The organism is Eubacteriaceae bacterium Marseille-Q4139 (assembly GCA_018223415.1).
GTDB lineage: Bacteria > Bacillota > Clostridia > Lachnospirales > Lachnospiraceae > CABSIM01.
Window position 1 is genome coordinate 1,178,802 of the sequence record JAGTTQ010000001.1, and the last position, 17,201, is coordinate 1,196,002.

General features: G+C 53.3%; 19 protein-coding genes. All 19 read right to left on the minus strand.

Going from position 1 to position 17,201, the window contains the following annotated elements; genetic code table 11:
- Positions 1 to 5 precede the first annotated feature (5 nt).
- The 19 genes from KE531_05575 to KE531_05665 all read right to left on the minus strand — a co-directional run bounded on the left by KE531_05575 (position 6) and on the right by KE531_05665 (position 17,179).
- A complete protein-coding gene (locus KE531_05575; protein ID MBR9953094.1) occupies positions 6 to 932 on the minus strand; it encodes a ParB/RepB/Spo0J family partition protein in 927 nt (308 codons plus the stop codon).
- A complete protein-coding gene (locus tag KE531_05580) occupies positions 889 to 1,710 on the minus strand; it encodes a ParA family protein (protein MBR9953095.1) in 822 nt (273 codons plus the stop codon). Before KE531_05580 ends, KE531_05575 begins: the two co-directional genes overlap by 44 nt.
- 443 nt (positions 1,711 to 2,153) lie before the next feature.
- Positions 2,154 to 2,546: a 30S ribosomal protein S9 gene (gene rpsI, locus KE531_05585; protein ID MBR9953096.1), complete on the minus strand. Its 393-nt coding sequence runs from the start codon at positions 2,544 to 2,546 to the stop codon at positions 2,154 to 2,156.
- Between the two features lie 27 nt (positions 2,547 to 2,573).
- Entirely contained in the window at positions 2,574 to 3,008 is a 435-nt protein-coding gene (gene rplM / locus KE531_05590) for a 50S ribosomal protein L13 (GenBank protein MBR9953097.1), read from the minus strand.
- 264 nt (positions 3,009 to 3,272) lie between these two features.
- Complete coding sequence (locus KE531_05595; GenBank protein MBR9953098.1) at positions 3,273 to 4,082, minus strand: putative hydro-lyase; 810 nt, start codon at positions 4,080 to 4,082, stop codon at positions 3,273 to 3,275.
- 12 nt (positions 4,083 to 4,094) lie between these two features.
- The gene (locus KE531_05600; GenBank protein MBR9953099.1) at positions 4,095 to 5,192 is read right to left on the minus strand and encodes a biotin-dependent carboxyltransferase family protein; all 1,098 of its coding nucleotides are present in this window, start codon (positions 5,190 to 5,192) and stop codon (positions 4,095 to 4,097) included.
- Positions 5,192 to 5,923 (minus strand): 5-oxoprolinase subunit PxpB, encoded by a 732-nt coding sequence (pxpB, locus tag KE531_05605; protein ID MBR9953100.1) that lies wholly within the window; start codon positions 5,921 to 5,923, stop codon positions 5,192 to 5,194. Before pxpB ends, KE531_05600 begins: the two co-directional genes overlap by 1 nt.
- A 12-nt stretch (positions 5,924 to 5,935) precedes the next feature.
- Entirely contained in the window at positions 5,936 to 6,694 is a 759-nt protein-coding gene (locus KE531_05610) for a 5-oxoprolinase subunit PxpA (protein MBR9953101.1), read from the minus strand.
- 101 nt (positions 6,695 to 6,795) lie between these two features.
- On the minus strand, positions 6,796 to 7,269 hold the full coding sequence (locus KE531_05615; protein MBR9953102.1) for a hypothetical protein: 474 nt from the start codon (positions 7,267 to 7,269) through the stop codon (positions 6,796 to 6,798).
- A 146-nt stretch (positions 7,270 to 7,415) separates the two neighbouring features.
- Entirely contained in the window at positions 7,416 to 7,913 is a 498-nt protein-coding gene (locus KE531_05620; GenBank protein ID MBR9953103.1) for a GNAT family N-acetyltransferase, read from the minus strand.
- Positions 7,894 to 8,955, minus strand: a complete 1,062-nt coding sequence (gene truA, locus KE531_05625; GenBank protein MBR9953104.1) for a tRNA pseudouridine(38-40) synthase TruA — start codon at positions 8,953 to 8,955, stop codon at positions 7,894 to 7,896. Before truA ends, KE531_05620 begins: the two co-directional genes overlap by 20 nt.
- A 15-nt stretch (positions 8,956 to 8,970) precedes the next feature.
- Entirely contained in the window at positions 8,971 to 9,771 is an 801-nt protein-coding gene (locus KE531_05630) for an energy-coupling factor transporter transmembrane protein EcfT (GenBank protein ID MBR9953105.1), read from the minus strand.
- 66 nt (positions 9,772 to 9,837) lie between these two features.
- Positions 9,838 to 10,695, minus strand: a complete 858-nt coding sequence (locus tag KE531_05635; GenBank protein MBR9953106.1) for an energy-coupling factor transporter ATPase — start codon at positions 10,693 to 10,695, stop codon at positions 9,838 to 9,840.
- Positions 10,685 to 11,560 (minus strand): energy-coupling factor transporter ATPase, encoded by an 876-nt coding sequence (locus KE531_05640; protein MBR9953107.1) that lies wholly within the window; start codon positions 11,558 to 11,560, stop codon positions 10,685 to 10,687. Before KE531_05640 ends, KE531_05635 begins: the two co-directional genes overlap by 11 nt.
- A gap of 94 nt (positions 11,561 to 11,654) precedes the next feature.
- Complete coding sequence (locus tag KE531_05645; protein ID MBR9953108.1) at positions 11,655 to 12,905, minus strand: hypothetical protein; 1,251 nt, start codon at positions 12,903 to 12,905, stop codon at positions 11,655 to 11,657.
- A 108-nt stretch (positions 12,906 to 13,013) separates the two neighbouring features.
- Complete coding sequence (locus KE531_05650; GenBank protein MBR9953109.1) at positions 13,014 to 14,063, minus strand: N-acetylmuramoyl-L-alanine amidase family protein; 1,050 nt, start codon at positions 14,061 to 14,063, stop codon at positions 13,014 to 13,016.
- A gap of 50 nt (positions 14,064 to 14,113) precedes the next feature.
- The gene (locus KE531_05655) at positions 14,114 to 15,328 is read right to left on the minus strand and encodes an N-acetylmuramoyl-L-alanine amidase family protein (protein ID MBR9953110.1); all 1,215 of its coding nucleotides are present in this window, start codon (positions 15,326 to 15,328) and stop codon (positions 14,114 to 14,116) included.
- Positions 15,329 to 15,599: 271 nt separating this feature from the next.
- Positions 15,600 to 16,136 (minus strand): 50S ribosomal protein L17, encoded by a 537-nt coding sequence (locus KE531_05660; GenBank protein MBR9953111.1) that lies wholly within the window; start codon positions 16,134 to 16,136, stop codon positions 15,600 to 15,602.
- 80 nt (positions 16,137 to 16,216) lie between these two features.
- Entirely contained in the window at positions 16,217 to 17,179 is a 963-nt protein-coding gene (locus KE531_05665; GenBank protein MBR9953112.1) for a DNA-directed RNA polymerase subunit alpha, read from the minus strand.
- Positions 17,180 to 17,201: the final 22 nt, after the last annotated feature.

Consider the following 17,201-nt stretch of genomic DNA (forward strand, 5'->3'; position numbering starts at 1 on the left):
TCCTTTCATCGTTCCTGGTCTCTCTGGCGCTTCTTCTGCCACGCCTCCAGCAGTTTGATAATGGTTTCCTGCATCCGCTGGGGCGTATAGCTTTTGGGGAAATACTTCCGCAGGGTGTCGGAGGTGAAAGTCACTTTGTCGAGATCACTTTTCTTTTCCTCACCCATGATGACGCGCATCATATCGAGGGTCAGATGTCCCTCCTGGCTGTATTTCTTGAGTCGCTGAGCCTGGGAGAGAGAGGGGGTAGCCTGTTCGCTGTCCATCGCGTCCAGCAAATCCCGCTGTTCTTCTTTTTTGAGAAAGGACAGCTCATAAGCCGGATTGAGGGCGATTTTCTTTTCATCGACCATATCCAGCAGTTCGGGAATCAGCTCCGTCAGGCGGATATAGCGCTGCACCTGGTTCCTACTCGAACCAGCCTGCTGCGCCAACAATTCATCTGCACGCAACTTCGTCCCAAGTTGGGACGAAGTTAAGTCCCCCCGTGCGCCTTGGTGTTTCATAGCCTCCAGCTTCATCTTGTAAGCAAAGGCCCTTTCGCTGGGGAGCAGGCTTTCACGTTGTAAGTTGCTGTCCACCATGATGATAGTGGCAGCATCATCGTCCAGGTCTCGGACAATGACAGGCATGGTTTCTTTCTCGGCCAGCTCACTGGCCCGGTGCCGCCTGTGACCGGCAACCAGCTCATAGCCGCCCTCCGGGTCCGGGCGGGCGATCGCCGGAACCAGAACACCATACTGCCGAACGCTGTCGGCGGTCTCCATCATGGCCTCGTCATCCTTGACTTTGAAGGGATGCCCCTTAAATGGGTGCAGCTCAGACAGCGGAATTTCCTGTATCTTCTCCAGCTTGGCATCCTGGCGGCTTTCCTCGGTGGAAAACAAATCATCGTATGGAGCCAGCTCTACTTTTTTCGCGCTGCTTTTCAAGTTTTATCACCTCCTTGGTCAGATTCTTATAGCCCTCGGCCACCTTGCCATTAGGGTCATGGGCAAAAATGCTTTTGCCCTCGGCGCTGATCTCCTTTGCCCGGACAGAATGGGGAATCTCGGTGCCGAACACCTTGATTTTGCTGCCATAGGTCTCCCGCAGCAGGGCGGCAATCTCCTTGGCGAAGTTGGTGCGGTTGTCCACCATCGTCAGCAATATGCCGTCGATCTGGAGCTTGGGGTTGATCTGCCGCTTCACCTTGTTTACGGTCTGGAGCAGCTGTTCCAGGCCCTTGGCGGGCAGGTACTCCGCCTGAACGGGGATTATGACCCTGTTGGCGGCGGCCAGGGCGTTGACCGTGAGCATACCCAGGGATGGCTGGCAGTCAATCAGGATATGGGAATACTGTCCCTTGAGCGTGTCCAGATACTGCCGCAGGATGGTCTCTCGGCTCATGGCGTTCACCAGGGAGACCTCCATGCCGGAGAGCTGGATGTCTGCGGGCATCAGGTCAACGCCCTCCGGGTGGTGCAGGATACCCTCGCCGGGGCGCAGCGGCTCGTCCATCAGGATACGGCCCATCGCGTCGGACAGGGTAAAGGGCAGCTTGTCCGGCTGGGGGTGGCCCAGGCTGATGGTCAGGCTGCCTTGCGGGTCCCCGTCGATCAGCAGCACTTTCTTTCCGGCCTGCGCCAGCCCAATCCCCAGGTTCGCGCAGGTGGTTGTCTTGCCAACGCCGCCTTTCTGGTTGGCGATGGCGATGATTTGCGTGTTCAATGACTTCACCTCATTTCTGAATTGTTCTATGGCTTCTGGAAATAGAAAAAGCCGCCACTTCAAAAATTGAAAGTGACGGCCTTTTCTTATCCCGGAATGAAATTCCCCGGAAACGCAAAAAGCACCCAGTAGAAAATACTGAGCGCTTGGCGATTAGATTTATTCTCTTTTGTTCAAATTAGGTCAAATTCAGACAAACCGTTTTCACGAAAAAGGTCTCTTGGAGATGTATAAATAAACATCCCCTTGGCATCCCAAAATCGCGTCTCGGTTGTCCTATTTTTTAACCCATAAGCCCTCTTTTTGGGGTGGTTGTCCACCATTTAACCCATAGAAAACGGGTTAAAAGAGGCTTCGTTCTGTCAAATTGCGTCAAACCATTTGAAAAGGAAAAACCCCGGAAACCGCGTAGTTCCGGGGTTTTTGACCACTTTTGATAAAGTTTAGCGCTTGCTGAACTGCGGAGCGCGACGGGCAGCCTTGAGGCCGTACTTCTTTCTCTCTTTCATACGCGGATCTCTCGTCAGGAAGCCTGCTTTCTTAAGCACCGGGCGGTACTCAATGTCTGCATGAAGCAGGGCTCTTGCGATACCGTGACGGATTGCGCCGGCCTGGCCGGAAAAGCCGCCGCCGCGGACGTTAACCATTACGTCGAACTTGTCTGCTGTCTCAGTAGCAACAAGCGGCTGACGAACGATAACCTTTAAGGTTTCGAGGCCAAGATACTCGTCAATGTCTCTTTTATTGATTGTGATTTTACCGGTACCAGCGGTAAGATATACTCTGGCGATAGATTTTTTTCTTCTTCCTGTTCCGTAGTATTTAGCGTTAGCCATTATGATTTCCTCCTTCCAGACCTTCTATTAAAATTTGATTTCTAAAACTTCCGGCTTCTGAGCTGCCTGCTCGTGGTCAGCACCAGCATATACATGAAGCTTCGTAATCATGCTTCTTCCCAAAGGTCCCTTCGGAAGCATTCCCTTAACGGCTAACTCGATAACCTTCTCCGGCTTCTTAGCCATCATTTCTCTCAGCGTTGTCTCCTTCATTCCGCCTACATAATCGGAATGGCTGTAATAGATCTTCTGATCCAGTTTCTTTCCAGTTACCTTCACTTTGGAAGCGTTTACTACGATCACATAATCGCCGCAGTCCATATGCGGTGTAAAGATCGGTTTATTCTTTCCTCTCAGCACCTTGGCTACTTCAGATGCCAGACGTCCTAATGTATATCCCGTAGCATCAACTACATACCATTTTCTTTCAATCGTTGCCGGACTGGCCATAAAGCTCTTCATGGATTGACCTCCTGTTTGTACTTAACCATTTCAGTTCCTGTATCGAAAAATACTGATTCCGGGGCTATGGTACCAGCATTTTTGCCCGATGTCACATTTACACATTATATTATACTCTGTCGGGTGTGTCAACCATTTTTTCCTCAAATAACCGCAATTTTTCCCATAAAATAAGGGCTGGAGGCCCTTCCTGTTCCGGCGCGCAAAAAAGAATCCGGCCGCAGGCTTTGAAAGGCAAACGCTGCGGCCGGACGGTTCCCGGCTTTATCTTCTCTTCTTCTTTTCAAGGTAATCGCTGAGTTCTGCATTCGTCACATCCGTGATAAACATATGCCCCGGCGCGTGGGTGATGACGAGCGGAAGCTTCGCCCGCTCCACAGCCGCCTGGGGCGTAACGCCGCAGGCCCAGAACACCGGGATTTCGCCGTCCCGGATCTCCACGCTGTCGCCGTAGTCAGGGCATGAAAGATCCGCAATCCCGATTTTTTCCGGATCTCCCATATAAATGGGTGCTCCATGGACATTTGGGCACCGCTCCGTAATCTCCACCGCCCGCATGGCATCGGCAGGCGTCATGGGACGCATGGTGCAGACAAGCGGCCCCTCAAACACACCGGCCTTCGCGCACTCGATGTTCGTCTTATACATCGGCACATTGCACCCCATGGAAATATGGCGCACGTCGATGCCGGCAGCAAGAAGCGCCTCCTCAAAAGAAAAGCTGCACCCGATCAGGAAACCCACGAAGCCATCCTGCCAATAGGACGAAATGTCCGTCACCTCGTCTGCCAGCACGCCGTTTTTATAGATAAAATACCGCGGGATATCCGTCAGGATATTGGCGCCCTCGCCCATGTCATGAACCATGGGGCTGCCCTCAAGGATTTCCAAAACAGGGCACGGCTTTGGGTTCTTTGCCGTAAATTCCTTAAAATCCGCCGCATACTCCCCCGGAAGGATCACGAGATTCGCCTGTGCATATCCGCCGCACATCCCGGCCGTAGGCCCGGTGATCTCCCCTCTTCGGATCCGCTCTCTTATCTCCTTTGGCCGGGCATTCCTCTCATCTGCCATTTTGATTTCCTCCTAAAGGTTCCGCACGGCCTCCCTGGCAAGATCCACAAGGAATTCCTGCCCGTTCACCACGACGCGGTATGTGCCTTTTTTCTCCCAGTACGTCTCATCCTCGCTGGCCGCTGCCGCGATGGCCACCGCCTGCGCCTCCGACGACGGCACTGCTGCCGTATTCAGGGCATCGGAAAGCTCATGAAGCCGCTTCTTCTCCTCGCAGTAAAGCCTCTGTGCCTCCTCGATATCCACCTTCTCAAACCGGATCTGATACCCCGGACGGCACTGGGCAAGGCGCGGAAGATCCGCAGAGATCACATTGGCAATCTTTGTATAGCCGCCCGTTGTCTGATGGTCAGCCATCATTACGATGGGATTTCCGTGGGACGGAACCTGGACAGCGCCGAAGCTGATTCCGTCGGTGATGATGTCGCCGCCGTTTTTATGCTCGATCACAGGCCCTTCCATCCGGCAGCCCATGCGGTCGTATTCATTAGAGATCGTGTAGACACTCCCCAAAAACGTCCGGATTCCGGCTGCCGTAAAGCAGTCGTCCTGCGGCCCCATGAGAACCCGCAGCGTACACTCCCTGGAAGAAAAATCCTCCGGCGAAAGCTTCCTCTTCCCCATATTCGGCAGCCATGTTTTCGGCGCCGAAAAACCAATCTCATCGCCGGCTCCAAGCTTTCTTCCCTCAAAGCCGCCGATTTTCGACTTTAAGTTCGTGGACTTGCTGCCCATGACAGACGGGACATCGAGCCCGCCGGCAAAGGCCAGATACGCCCGGCTCCCCGAAAACATCCCGGCAAAGCTTAAGGTCTCGCCCTTATGGACATGCACGGCCTCATACCGCGGCATGGGCTTCCCGGAAAGCTTCGCTCCCAGGTCACCGCCGGTGAGGGCGACGATATTGTCCTCCGTAAACTCGATCATCGGCCCCATCATCGTAACCTCGATGACGGCCTCTTTTTCACTGTTCCCCACTAAAATATTTGCCAGCGCAGCAGAGCGGGTGTCCATGACGCCGGACACCGACATGCCCGTCTCCTGGAAGCCGTACCGTCCCATGTCCTGAATCGTCGTCAGGAAACCGCCGTTTATGATTTTGATGCCCATTACTCCGCCTCCTTTTCATAGGTGACGCAGGAGTACGTGCCAGCCGCCGCCTGCTCTTCGATTTCCTTATATTCCTCTTCCGTCACCGGGCGGAATTTTATGTACTGCCCCGCCTCCAAAAGCACGGGCTTTTCCCTGTCCGCATCGTAGAGCTTCACCGGCGTCCGGCCAATGAGCTGCCAGCCGCCCGGCGATGCCACGGGATAAATCCCCGTCTGCTCGCCGGCAATCCCGACGGAGCCGCCTTCAATTTTCACCCGCGGGCTCTTTAACCGCGGCGTCGCAATCTTCTTATTCATGCCGCCGAGGTACGGGAAACCGGCGATAAAGCCGAGCATATAAATCAGGTATTCCTCCGACGTGTGAAGCCGGATCACCTCGTCCGGCGTCATGTGGTTATGTTCTGCCACAAATTCCAGATCCGGCCCCATCTCCCCGCCGTAGAGGACGGGAATCTCCACCACCGTTGGCGGCGGGATCTGGACGCTCCCGATATGTTTCATGACCTCGCCAAACCGTTTCGTAAGTTCACCGAAAGAAACCGTCTCCGGCTCATAGACAACAAGCAGAGACCGGTACGTCGGCACCGTCTCAACGATCCCCTCGATCTGTTCCTTCTCCAAAGCAATCTTAAACGCCCGGATCTTCCGGTTGATCTCCGGGCTGATTTCGTTTCCGAACTCCACGCAGACAGCAGAATCCCCGGAAACAAGATATCTGACATCGCTCATGGCTTCCTCCCCTTATTTTAAGCTCTTTATCTCCACGCCCTCAGAAATCAGCGTCTCACGGATGTTCTTTACAAAGGCCAGCGCCTTGGGATTGTCGCCGTGGACGCAGATGGAATCCGCCTTGATGGCAATGTCATTTCCGTTGATGGAGGTCACTTTTCCCTCTTTCACCATGCGGACGACGCGTTTGATCGCCAGCTCCTCGTCTTTAATCATCGCGCCCGGGAGCTTTCTGGAAACCAGCGTCCCGTCATCGTTGTAGGCGCGGTCAGCAAACACCTCGCTGGCAGCCCGGAGCCCGACGGCCTCTGCCGCCGAAATCATCTTGGAGCCTGCAAGCCCCATGAAAATGATGTCCGGATCCACCTCATAAACGGCCTCGCACATGGCCCGCGCCAGCTTCTCGTCCACAGCCGCCATGTTGTAAATGGCGCCATGGGGCTTTACATGCTGGATTGTCATTCCATGGCTCTTCGTAAAAGCCGACAGCGCGCCAAGCTGGTACTTCACATACGCCTTTGTCTCCTCCGGCGTCACCGCCATGTTCCGGCGGCCGAAGCCCATAAGATCCGGGAAACCAGGATGTGCTCCCACGGCCGTTCCAAATTCCTTCGCCAGGGCCACGGTTTTCTCCATCACCATGGGATCGCCGGCATGCCATCCGCAGGCCACGTTCGCAGAGGAAACATACTTTAAGATTTCTTCGTCCATCCCGATGGTATAATTTCCAAAGCTTTCCCCCAGATCACTGTTTAAATCCACAAAAAACATAAATCTGCCTCCTTTTATCCACAGCCGGCCCATCTTTTCCACCGGCCGCCTTCCTTCTCCCCTTTATTCTATCCGACTTTTTCTGTCAAATCAAGCGGCAATTACCAGTCTTTTCCACGGCGGCACCGGAGAAAATTGGCGATCAGCCGCACCATGAGAAATACCGTAAGAAGAATCCAGATCCCGAAATACGCCGCATAGAAATTGCCGATACCCGCCCTGGCGAACGCCGAAATCAGAAGGCCCGCGGCGGCAGACGGCAGAACAAGAATTGCATACGGATAAAGGATCTGTTTGTAGGGCATCGCTTCTCCTTTTAATATGAAATTCCGTGTGAGAACCGCATCGCCGATGACATAGACCGTCGAACAAAACCCGGAAAAGCGGTCAGAAAAATCAAGGAGCGCAAACCGCTTATCTGTCATGGCCCAGAACTCCTCGCTCCCTGACACAAGGCCGTCCAGGGAAAAAGCTGCATTCAGCACCACCTGTGAAGCGGAGTACACCAGCACGCCGGTAAAAAAGACAGCCGCTAACAGCCACCATGCAATCCGGTATCCCTTCTTTTCTTTCATTTACGCACCTCCGTTATGTCATATGTATGTCTTCATTCTGCCATAAATCGCGGGTGGGTGCAAGAGGGAGTTCCGGCAGAAAACGCGCCCCATATAAAAAAGACGTGCAGACTCGCCGCACGCCTTTCTCACATATTTCCAAAAAGTTACCTCAAAACCTTCTCCCGTCTCTCCCCCACATAATCTCCTTCCCGGCATTCTCCGACAACCTCATATCCCAGGCCGTCATAAAATTTCCCGAGGGCCTCTGCGCCCTTCTTGGCATCCAGGCGCACCGCGTCCATCCCCTGCTCCCTTCCGTATGCCTCAATGAACGCCAAAAGCGCCTTCCCCGTTCCGGGATATGCCGTATCCGTCACCAGATGGTGCACATAAAAAGCCGACCGATCCGTCTCCCATGCGGAATCCTCGGTGAATACCGCTGCTGCACCAGCAATCTGTTTTCCGCAGACTGCCACAAACATCGCGCCTTCCCTGACCAGCTTCTCAAAATAAGACGGCGGATAAATGGAGAGATAATCTTCTTTATTCCACTGGGAAATCTGCTTTTCATCCATCCAGCGAATCCGCTTCTCAATCAGCTCCACGACGGCCGCCGCTTCGCCCTCTTTCGCCTTCCGAATATCAAGCGTCACATTCTCCATGCCCTTTCTCCTTCTCCTGCGGCGCATACACCGCCTGCCACAGCCCGTCTTCCCACCGTTTTAACCGGTAAAACCCGTACTGCTCTTCCTCCGAAACCTCGCATTCCTCCGGAACCGTCACAAAAACCTCCTTTGCGCCGTTCCGGTACGCCTGATGTACCATCCGCCGGATGAGCCGCAAAAGCTCTGCCTTCTCACAAAACCGGATTCTCAGAACAGATTTCCCTGACGTCTCCGTCTCGCTCTGATCGAGAACATAGCTCCAATGCTCATTTTCCCCGGAAACCGCAGGCGACAGTGCCTTCTCGTACTCAATCCCCACAAGCGTCAGCCCCTTGGCCGGCGCCGTCTGGCCGGCCGCCTGCCGGTCACGGCTCTCCAGGATTTCCTTCACATGCTCCGGCGGATACACGCCCATGCCAGCCTTCATAAGCGTCCCGGCGATAATCCGTACCATATTATAAAGGAAGCCGCTGCCGCTCAGACGGATCGTGATGATATCATCCTCTCCTTTTGTGACCGACACCTGATAAAGCGTCCGCACCGTCTCCTCCGCCTGGTGCCTGGCAGAACAAAACGCGGCAAAGTCATGCTCGCCCACCAGATACGCCGCCGCCTTTTTCATCTTCTCCACATCCAGCGGAAAATAGCAGAAATGGGCATACAGCCGCTTTGTCGGCACATCAATCCGGCAGTTTAAAATCATATATTCATACGTTTTCACGCAGTTCTGCTTCCTCGGATGCCAGGTGAGCGGCACCTCCGCGGACTCCAGAACCCGGATGTCCTCGGGAAGCCTTTGGTTTAACGCAAAACAGAGCTTATCTCCGGGGATCCTGCTCTCCGTGTCAAATACAGCCACGTTTCCCAGGGCATGAACGCCGGAATCCGTCCGGCTCGCCCCCACCACGCAGATTTCCTCCTTTAAAAGCTCTGAAACTGCTTTATTTAAAACCTCTTCAATCGTCACACCGTTGGGCTGGAGCTGCCAGCCGCAGTATCCGGTTCCGTCATAGGCAACCGTCAGTCTGATCCGCTTCAAAATCCCATTCTCCCACTATAAAAGAATCTTAAACGCCAGCGACGCAAGGAAATAGACGAGATAGACGGCATACGTCTTCTTATCGCGCCCTTCATAGTGCAGGGGCTTCATCTTCGTCCTGCCCTCGCCGCCCCGATAACATCTGGCCTCCATGGCCATGGCAAGATCCGTGGCCCGCCGGAACGCAGAAATAAACAACGGCACCAGAAGCGGCACCATGGCCTTCGCCTTCTGAATCAGGTTCCCGCTCTCAAAATCAGCGCCTCTCGCCATCTGCGCCTTCATGATTTTATCCGTCTCTTCCACGAGAATCGGAATAAACCGCAGGGCGATGGACATCATCATGGACACTTCATGTACCGGCACGCCGACGCGGTTCAAAAAGCCCAGGCTCTTTTCCAGCCCATCCGTGAGCTGGTTCGGCGTCGTCGTCAGCGTGAGGATTGTGGAACCCATCACGAGAAAAATCAGCCGCACTGCCATGAACGTCGCCAGTTCCAGCCCCTCCCAGGTCATCTGAAGGAAGCCGATCTTAAAAATCGGCGTTCCCGGCGTCAGGAACAGGTTGAAGCTGACGCTGATTAAAAGCAGGAACACGATGGCCTTTAAGCCGCGCACCATGAACTTCACAGGCACATTGGAAAGCTTAATGGCAAGCACAAGAAACAGTGCCGCCGCCGCGTAGCCAAACAGGCTGTCTGCCAGAAACAGCGTCACAATATATACAAGCGTTCCGAACAGCTTCGTCCGCGGATCCAGCCTGTGAAGGACGGAATCCGTCGGATAATACTGTCCAAGTGTGATATCTCTTAACATTTCATTTCCTCCAGGTCTTTCTGCCGCAGCCGCCGGCGGCATGAAAGCGATTCTCTTCCGTCCAGGCTAACGCCTGTTTTCCCTCCAGACCGCTAAAATTGCGTCTCTTGCCTCTTCGATGGTCGTCAGGTCTTCCCCGATGGGAATTCCCCGCTCCCTTAAGGCATGAACCACATAAGTGATCTGCGGCGCCGCAAGCCCCATGGCCTCTAACTCCTTATAATGCCGGAACACTTCCTTCGGCGTCCCGTCAAACGCCTTCTCCCCGTGGTTCATCACCACGAGCCTGTCCACATACTTCGCCACGTCCTCCATGCTGTGAGAGACGAGGATTACCGTCATCCCCTGCTCCCTGTGGAGCGTTTCCACGAGTCCCAGAATGTCGTCACGCCCCTTCGGGTCAAGACCGGCCGTCGGCTCGTCTAAAATTAACACTTCCGGCTTCATGGCGAGGACGCCTGCAATGGCGACACGCCGCTTCTGGCCGCCGGAAAGCTCAAAGGGCGACTGGCTGTAAAAGCTCTCGTCCAGCCCCACAAGATGCAGGGCTTCCTTCGCCCGCGTCTCGATCTCCTCACTGGAAAGGCCAAGATTTTTCGGCCCGAAGCAGACGTCCGTAAACACATCCACTTCAAAAAGCTGATGCTCCGGGTACTGGAACACCAGCCCTACCTTGCTCCTTAACTCCTTCATGGAAAAGCCCTCGGAATAGATGCTCGTCCCGTTATAGAGGATGTCGCCGCTTGTGGCCTTAAGAAGGCCGTTCAAATGCTGGGTCAGCGTGGACTTTCCGGAACCTGTGTGGCCGATCAGCCCGATAAACTCCCCGTCTTCAATCGTCAGGCTCACATCCTTCAAGGCGTACTGCTCAAACACGGTTCCCTGGCCGTAAACATGATTCAGATGTTCAATCTTAATTGCCATTTCTGTTCTCTCCATTTAAAAGCGGAACCAGACGTTCCACCAGCTCATCAATCGTAAGGATCCCGTCGGGAAGTTCCATGCCGGCTTCCTTCAGTTCGTCGGCCAGCTCCGTCACCTGCGGCACATCCAGGCTGTACGTCTTAAGCTCCTTCACCCTGGAAAAGATCTCCCGCGGCGTCCCGTCCATCACAACCTTCCCGCCGTCCATGACAATCACACGGTCGGCGTCGATGACCTCCTCCATATAGTGCGTAATCAGAAGAACCGTGATGCCCTCCTGCCGGTTCAATTCATGGACGGTTTTAATGACCTCTTTCCGGCCGTTGGGATCCAGCATGGCCGTCGGCTCGTCCAGAACGATGCACTGCGGCTTCATCGCCATGACGCCTGCGATGGCAACCCGCTGCTTCTGGCCGCCGGAAAGCTTATTTGGCGACTGGAGCCGGTACGCCGTCATCCCGACCGCCTCCAGGCTTTCATCCACACGCCGCCAGATCTCGTCCGTGGGGACGCCCATGTTCTCCGGCCCGAAGCCCACGTCCTCCTCAACCACGTTGCCGATGATCTGGTTGTCCGGGTTCTGGAACACCATGCCGGCCGTCTTCCGCACGTCCCAGAGATGTTCTTCGTCGTCCGTCTTCATGCCTGATATGAAAACCGTGCCGTCCGACGGAAGCAGAATCCCGTTCATCAGCTTCGCAAAGGTGGACTTTCCCGACCCGTTATGGCCCAGGATTGCCACGAACGTCCCCTCCTCGATGTCCAGGGAGACGCCCTTTAATGCCTCTGTCACCTCATCGGTTCCTTTCTCGTCGTCATGCCGGATATAATTAAAAATTAAATTCACTGCACTGATAATTCCCATGGTCTGCCTCTCTTTAAATTTTCGGCCATTTTCTATTGTTTACATGTTTTTAAATTTTAGTTGATAATGGGCGGATAGTCAAGTGATTTTCTGCCTATGGTTCCAAGCTTTCGATATAATCAAGGCATAAGCCGAGATAAGAGATTTCCCCCCTTGTATTTCGTTTTGCCTTGATATCCGGCGTCGTTCCGAATTCTACATTGCTGCTCCCGTCCGGGTTCAGCACATGCATGGCCCGGTATTTCATAATCAAACCGCTGTTGGGAAGCTTCGCCAGAAAGACATTGGCGCCTCCGCCGTCTCCTAGCGTATTTTCCCCCACCAGCACTGCAAAGCCTGTCGCCTTGCAGAAAATGGCAAATCCCTCAGAAGCCGAGCCGGTCATTTTGCCTGCCAGGACAAAGAAACGCCCCTTGCACACCTTCTGATCGGAAAGCGGAGAAACCGTTAATCTCTGCTTTCTATAATAACGCATCCCCTTCAAATCATCCTCATTGATGTTCGGAAGGGCGCGCAGGACGTCAAAATCTGTCTCGAATGTCTCCTCCGTAAGCCCCATGGCCGCATATGGCTCCCGCGATTCCTCTCCGTAAGGCGTGACATAGCATTTCTCGTATCCCATCGGGCTGTCGATGTTGGGCGCCACTAAAAGCTCCATCCAGTATAAATCGGAACCGCCGCCGTTTTCGCTGATATCGATGATGATATTCTCTTTCCCGGCGTTCTCCCGAAACCATCTGCCAAGCATTTCCCTGTCTTCTTCAATATGGTCTGTTCTAAAGCTCTTTATTTTCACATACGCCGTGTCATCATCAATCTCCCGAAAAGTCAGATTCTCCTCATCCGCGGCCTTTGATGTTCCCGCTGTTTTTGGATACTGCGTTTCCAGATAGGCATACCGCTCCTTCACCACCGGGTCATCACAAATGGTCAGGCACCACATTCCAAACGGATCCGTCTCCGTGTACGTCAAACCCGGCGTGGCTATTTCCGCATACGCATCTGGCCCAAGAAGCGCCAGATGCCCTAAGCCCTGAAATTTTCCCACGCATGTTTCCAACAGCCCGTAAAACGCCATAAAATCAACCTGCTTCTCACCAAGCGCTTCTATCTGTTTTCGGTAGTTCTCCTTTAAGGCATCCATGGACAGCAGGTATTTTCTCTCCGCCACTTTAGAAAGCGCATAATCTTCCTCGAGCACTTTCCACATATAATCATAATCCTCTAACGCCTCCGCCAGAGAAATCACCGCCATATCCTTATTCTCCTGCCCATTCATCATCCCTGACACTGCCGTAAGCCCCAGTACGGCCGCGGCGGCGATACCCAAAAACAGTTTTTTCATCGAATTCCTCCCTTCCTGCATGAAAAAGTATGTGCCTGGTGCACGCGCGCCGGAGTGCGCCCCCAAAAGAAAAGGCACAGCAGAAAACTTTCTGCCATGCCCCCATTCCTACTGCACCCAGAGTCCATCTTCGTTGAGCGTCCGCCCGTCGATGCTGGCGTTCGATGCCATCGTTCCGTCTTCATTCAGATAATACCACTGATTCGGCGACGCCTGGCACCAGCCGGTGGCCATGGAGCCGTCGGCATTCAGGTAATACCAGTCTCCGCCGTCTTCCAGCCATCCCGTCTGCATCACGCCGTCTTCGTCCATGTAATACTTCTTTCCGCCGACCTCGTTCCAGCCAGTCACGGCATACCCATCGGCATTAAAGTAATACCATTCTCCAAGGATCCGGTACCACTGGCCCGTTACAAGCGTCCCGTCGGCCTTCTGGTACTTCTTCCCCTGGACATATAGCTTCCAGGTTCCGTCCGTATCGCCAAGATCTTCTGCGACACTGTCAGTGGAAGCGGTGTATCCGCTGCTCTTCATATATTTCGCATCGCCGCTGTCCTTCGCCATGGCACGCACCTCATAAGAATACGTGCCCTCCTTCGTCATATACTCACTCAGGTCCTTCGTCGTCCCGTCGGCATCAATGGTTTTAATATAATTGCCGTCCAGATACAGCTTGATCTGGTAAGCCGTAGCATATTTCACCTTATCCCAGGTGGCAATCGTTTTATTCGCATTTCTCCATCCGGCTTCCTCCGGCGCTTCAAGCTGCACCGACGGATAATAATATGCTGTCACTTTCAGGTTTTCTCCGGATTTCTTCGCGCTTCCAAGCTCTGCTCCGGAAATCTTCAAAGAACGCTCGCCGTAGCTTGAGAGAAACGTGTCCCCGCCGTCGGCTGAAAGAGTCACGGTTGCCGTCACCTTCGCCCCCGGCTTCCAGCCTGACACGCTCTTGTTCCATTTTACGGAATCTATCGAAACGCCGTCCGTGCTCACAGACACCTGCGGCTCCGAAATCTGTCCCGTCTCGCACGTCCCGTCAAAGCTCAGGTTCAGGCTCCTAATGGTTTCCGCAAAGGCCGGGAACACTGCAAAACATGTCAGCAGCCCCGCCAGCAGCGCTCCGGCGAACAGCTTTCCTGCTGTTTTTCTCTTCATCTGTCATTCCTCGCTTTCTGTTCAACTGCTCCGCCGCTTTTTATACCCGCCTAGGCCCCCTGCACCTCAGGCTTTTTCCAGATACCGTTCTGATCCACATAAAATCCGTCGATATAAGTATTGAACGCCTTCGCTCCGCTTCCCGGATAGAAGTAATACCAGCTCCCGTCCACTTCCTGCCAGCCCTCGGCCATGGAGCCGTCGGCTTTCATGTAATAATCCGTTCCGCCGACACCGAGCCAGCCTGTCATCATGGCGCCGTTCGTGCCGAAATCTGTCCGCGGATTCAGGTAATACCAGCGCCCCTCATAGGAGAGCCAGCCAGTCTGCATCTCACCGCTGTCCTTCAGATAATAGGTATATCCATTCCTTGTCTGCCAGCCCGTCATCATAGCGCCGTTTGCATCAAAAAGATACCACTGGTTTCCGATGTTGGCCCAGCAGTCCGTCAGATAACTTCCGTCGGGATACCGGTAATACCAGTATTTGTTGCTCTCAAGCCATCCCACCTGGGACGTGTCAGACGGCGGCAGCGGCGTCACAGCCGTACCATCGCTGGAAATCCGGCCGCTTCCGTCGGAAACCTCATCCTCTCCGATGTAGATCTCGTCGGAATAGCTCCAGTCGCTTGACTTTGCATATTTTTCCGTTTCTTCGTCCTTCGCCACGGCACGCACACGGAAGGAATACGTTCCCTTGACTGTCATATACGGATACAGATTATAGGAGGTACCCGTAATCCCTGTCAGTTTTTCAACAACCTTGCCACCCCGGTAAAGGTAAACCTCATAAGCCGCATTGTCCACCCGGTTCCATTTTGCCTGGCCGAGCTTGCTCTTGCTTCCGGCATCAGTCCACTGGGCATCATCCGGGATATCGAACTCGCCTTCAGCCGGCCGCGATTTTGCCGTTACAAGCAGTTCCCTGCGGCTCTCTCTCTTGACAGAAACAAGATCTCCGCCTTTTACCTTGACGTTTCTGGAGGAATACGTCCCGTTGAACTCATAGTCATTGATGGCCTCGATATAGATTTTCAGCGAATAGCTGGTTCCAAGTGTGGCCTCATCCGGCTCCTTGACCCATTTGGCCGACTTGACGTCGTACCTGGAATTGCTGGAAACGGCCACCTCGCAGTCATCGCCCGTATATCCGCAGTTTAAGCTGGGAAGCGGTTCTCCCGCCTCAATATCCAGATCCAGCGTAATATTCACGGAAGAAATCGCCGAAGCCGCAAACGCCGGCGAAACGCCGAGAAGCGCAAGCATAACCGCCGTAACTCCAACACTCAAAAGCCTCTTTATCTTCTGTACCTTTGCACGTCTTTCCATATTCATCCCCATCTCCTTTATCCTGTAATTCAAAATCCCAGATAATCCCTTATGGGAATATTATAAACTCAGCATCCGGCCGCGTCAACTTACGATATTCTTTCAATCCTGTAAGAAGATGGTGCAGAATTCCAAAAATGTGCCTCCCAGAAACAAGAAAACAGCCAGGTGAATACAAACATATCCACCTGGCTGTCACCTTAAAATCTTATACCAGCTCGATCATAACTGCCATTGCGCCGTCGCCCTTGCGCTGTGCGATCTTCACGATTCTCGTGTAGCCGCCGTTGCGGGAAGCGTACTTCGGAGCAATCTCATCGAACAATTTTGCCGGAAGGTCAACCTTCTTCGTATTTTTCTTTCTGCCGGCCAGAGTCGTCGGAACCTCAGTCACACCGTACAGAGTCTTTAACATCTGACGTCTTGCATGAAGTCTGGAAGGCATATCCTTCTTGATTTCCTTCTCAACTTCATCGTAAACGGTAACTTTCTTGCCGTCAACAACTTCCTTTACTCTCTTGCCGTCTTTGTCCTTGCGGGCAACCTTAGCTGTTACCTTAACGGTCTCAAAGTTGTCCTTCTCCTTAACAGCCAGTGCGATCAGGCCCTCGGCGATGCCGCGGATTTCCTTTGCACGAGCCTCAGTGGTAACGATCTTTCCATGATATAAGAGGCTTGTTACCTGGCTTCTAAGTAATGCCTTTCTCTGACTGGATGTTCTTCCAAGCTTTCTATAACCTGACATAATTCTAATTCTCCTCCATTTGTGGAACAGCTACCCATGCATCTTCGGGCTTACTGGATACCTGCTTTTTCTCCATAAATTTACTGTTCGTCGCTCGAGTTGAGCTGAAGTCCGAGCTCTTTTAACTTTGCAAGCACTTCCTCTAAGGACTTGCGGCCCAGGTTGCGGACCTTCATCATGTCTTCGGAGGTGCGGCTGCAAAGCTCTTCCACCGTGTTGATTCCCGCACGCTTCAAGCAGTTGTAGGAACGGACGGAAAGCTCCAGCTCGTCAATGTTCATCTCAAGGACTTTTTCTTTCTCATTGTTCTCCTTCTCGACCATGACCTCGGCAGTCTTTGCATTCTCGGACAGGTCGATGAAGAGATTCAGATGCTCGCTTAAAACCTTCGCAGCAAGGCTGACGGCCTCGTCGGGATCCAGCGTTCCGTTGGTGTAGATTTCCAGGGTCAGCTTGTCGTAATCGGTCATCTGGCCGACACGCGTATTCTCAACCGCCATATTCACACGCTCAACCGGCGTGTAGATGGAATCCACTGCGATCACGCCGATTGGGAGATCGTCGTTCTTGTTCTTGTCAGCACTTACATAGCCGCGGCCATTGGTGATCGTAAGCTCCATGTAGAACTTGCTGTCGGCACCGCCGCTTAAAGTTGCGATAGTCTGGTCGGGATTTAAAATCTCGATATCAGCGTCTGCCTGGATATCGGCAGCCGTGATGACACCCTCGCCCTCGAACTCGATATAAGCGGTCTTCGGCTCATTTGTATCGCTGTTATTCTTGATTGCTAAGTTTTTGACGTTCATGATGATCTCAGTCACATCTTCCTTGACTCCAGGAATGGAACTGAACTCATGCAGAACACCGTCGATTTTCACCTGGCTGACAGCGGCACCCGGCAAAGAAGAAAGCATGATTCTTCTAAGGGAATTTCCCAGAGTTGTGCCGTAGCCCCGCTCAAGCGGCTCCACGACAAACTTTCCGTATCTCTTATCTTCGGATATTTCAGCTATCTCAATGTTTGGTTTCTCAAAATCGAACACAAAAAGCCCCTCCTTTTGGGTA

Coding starts and splice junctions, on each gene's coding strand:
- KE531_05650 (MBR9953109.1), bottom strand. CDS start 14,063: ATGAAGAGAAAAACAGCAGGAAAGCTGTTCGCCGGAGCGCTGCTGGCG.
- rplM (MBR9953097.1), bottom strand. CDS start 3,008: ATGAAGAGCTTTATGGCCAGTCCGGCAACGATTGAAAGAAAATGGTAT.
- KE531_05655 (MBR9953110.1), bottom strand. CDS start 15,328: ATGCTTGCGCTTCTCGGCGTTTCGCCGGCGTTTGCGGCTTCGGCGATT.
- KE531_05630 (MBR9953105.1), bottom strand. CDS start 9,771: ATGTTAAGAGATATCACACTTGGACAGTATTATCCGACGGATTCCGTC.
- KE531_05610 (MBR9953101.1), bottom strand. CDS start 6,694: ATGTTTTTTGTGGATTTAAACAGTGATCTGGGGGAAAGCTTTGGAAAT.
- KE531_05660 (MBR9953111.1), bottom strand. CDS start 16,136: ATGTCAGGTTATAGAAAGCTTGGAAGAACATCCAGTCAGAGAAAGGCA.
- KE531_05615 (MBR9953102.1), bottom strand. CDS start 7,269: ATGAAAGAAAAGAAGGGATACCGGATTGCATGGTGGCTGTTAGCGGCT.
- pxpB (MBR9953100.1), bottom strand. CDS start 5,923: ATGAGCGATGTCAGATATCTTGTTTCCGGGGATTCTGCTGTCTGCGTG.
- KE531_05635 (MBR9953106.1), bottom strand. CDS start 10,695: ATGGCAATTAAGATTGAACATCTGAATCATGTTTACGGCCAGGGAACC.
- KE531_05640 (MBR9953107.1), bottom strand. CDS start 11,560: ATGGGAATTATCAGTGCAGTGAATTTAATTTTTAATTATATCCGGCAT.
- KE531_05600 (MBR9953099.1), bottom strand. CDS start 5,192: ATGGGCATCAAAATCATAAACGGCGGTTTCCTGACGACGATTCAGGAC.
- rpsI (MBR9953096.1), bottom strand. CDS start 2,546: ATGGCTAACGCTAAATACTACGGAACAGGAAGAAGAAAAAAATCTATC.
- KE531_05645 (MBR9953108.1), bottom strand. CDS start 12,905: ATGAAAAAACTGTTTTTGGGTATCGCCGCCGCGGCCGTACTGGGGCTT.
- KE531_05595 (MBR9953098.1), bottom strand. CDS start 4,082: ATGGCAGATGAGAGGAATGCCCGGCCAAAGGAGATAAGAGAGCGGATC.
- KE531_05620 (MBR9953103.1), bottom strand. CDS start 7,913: ATGGAGAATGTGACGCTTGATATTCGGAAGGCGAAAGAGGGCGAAGCG.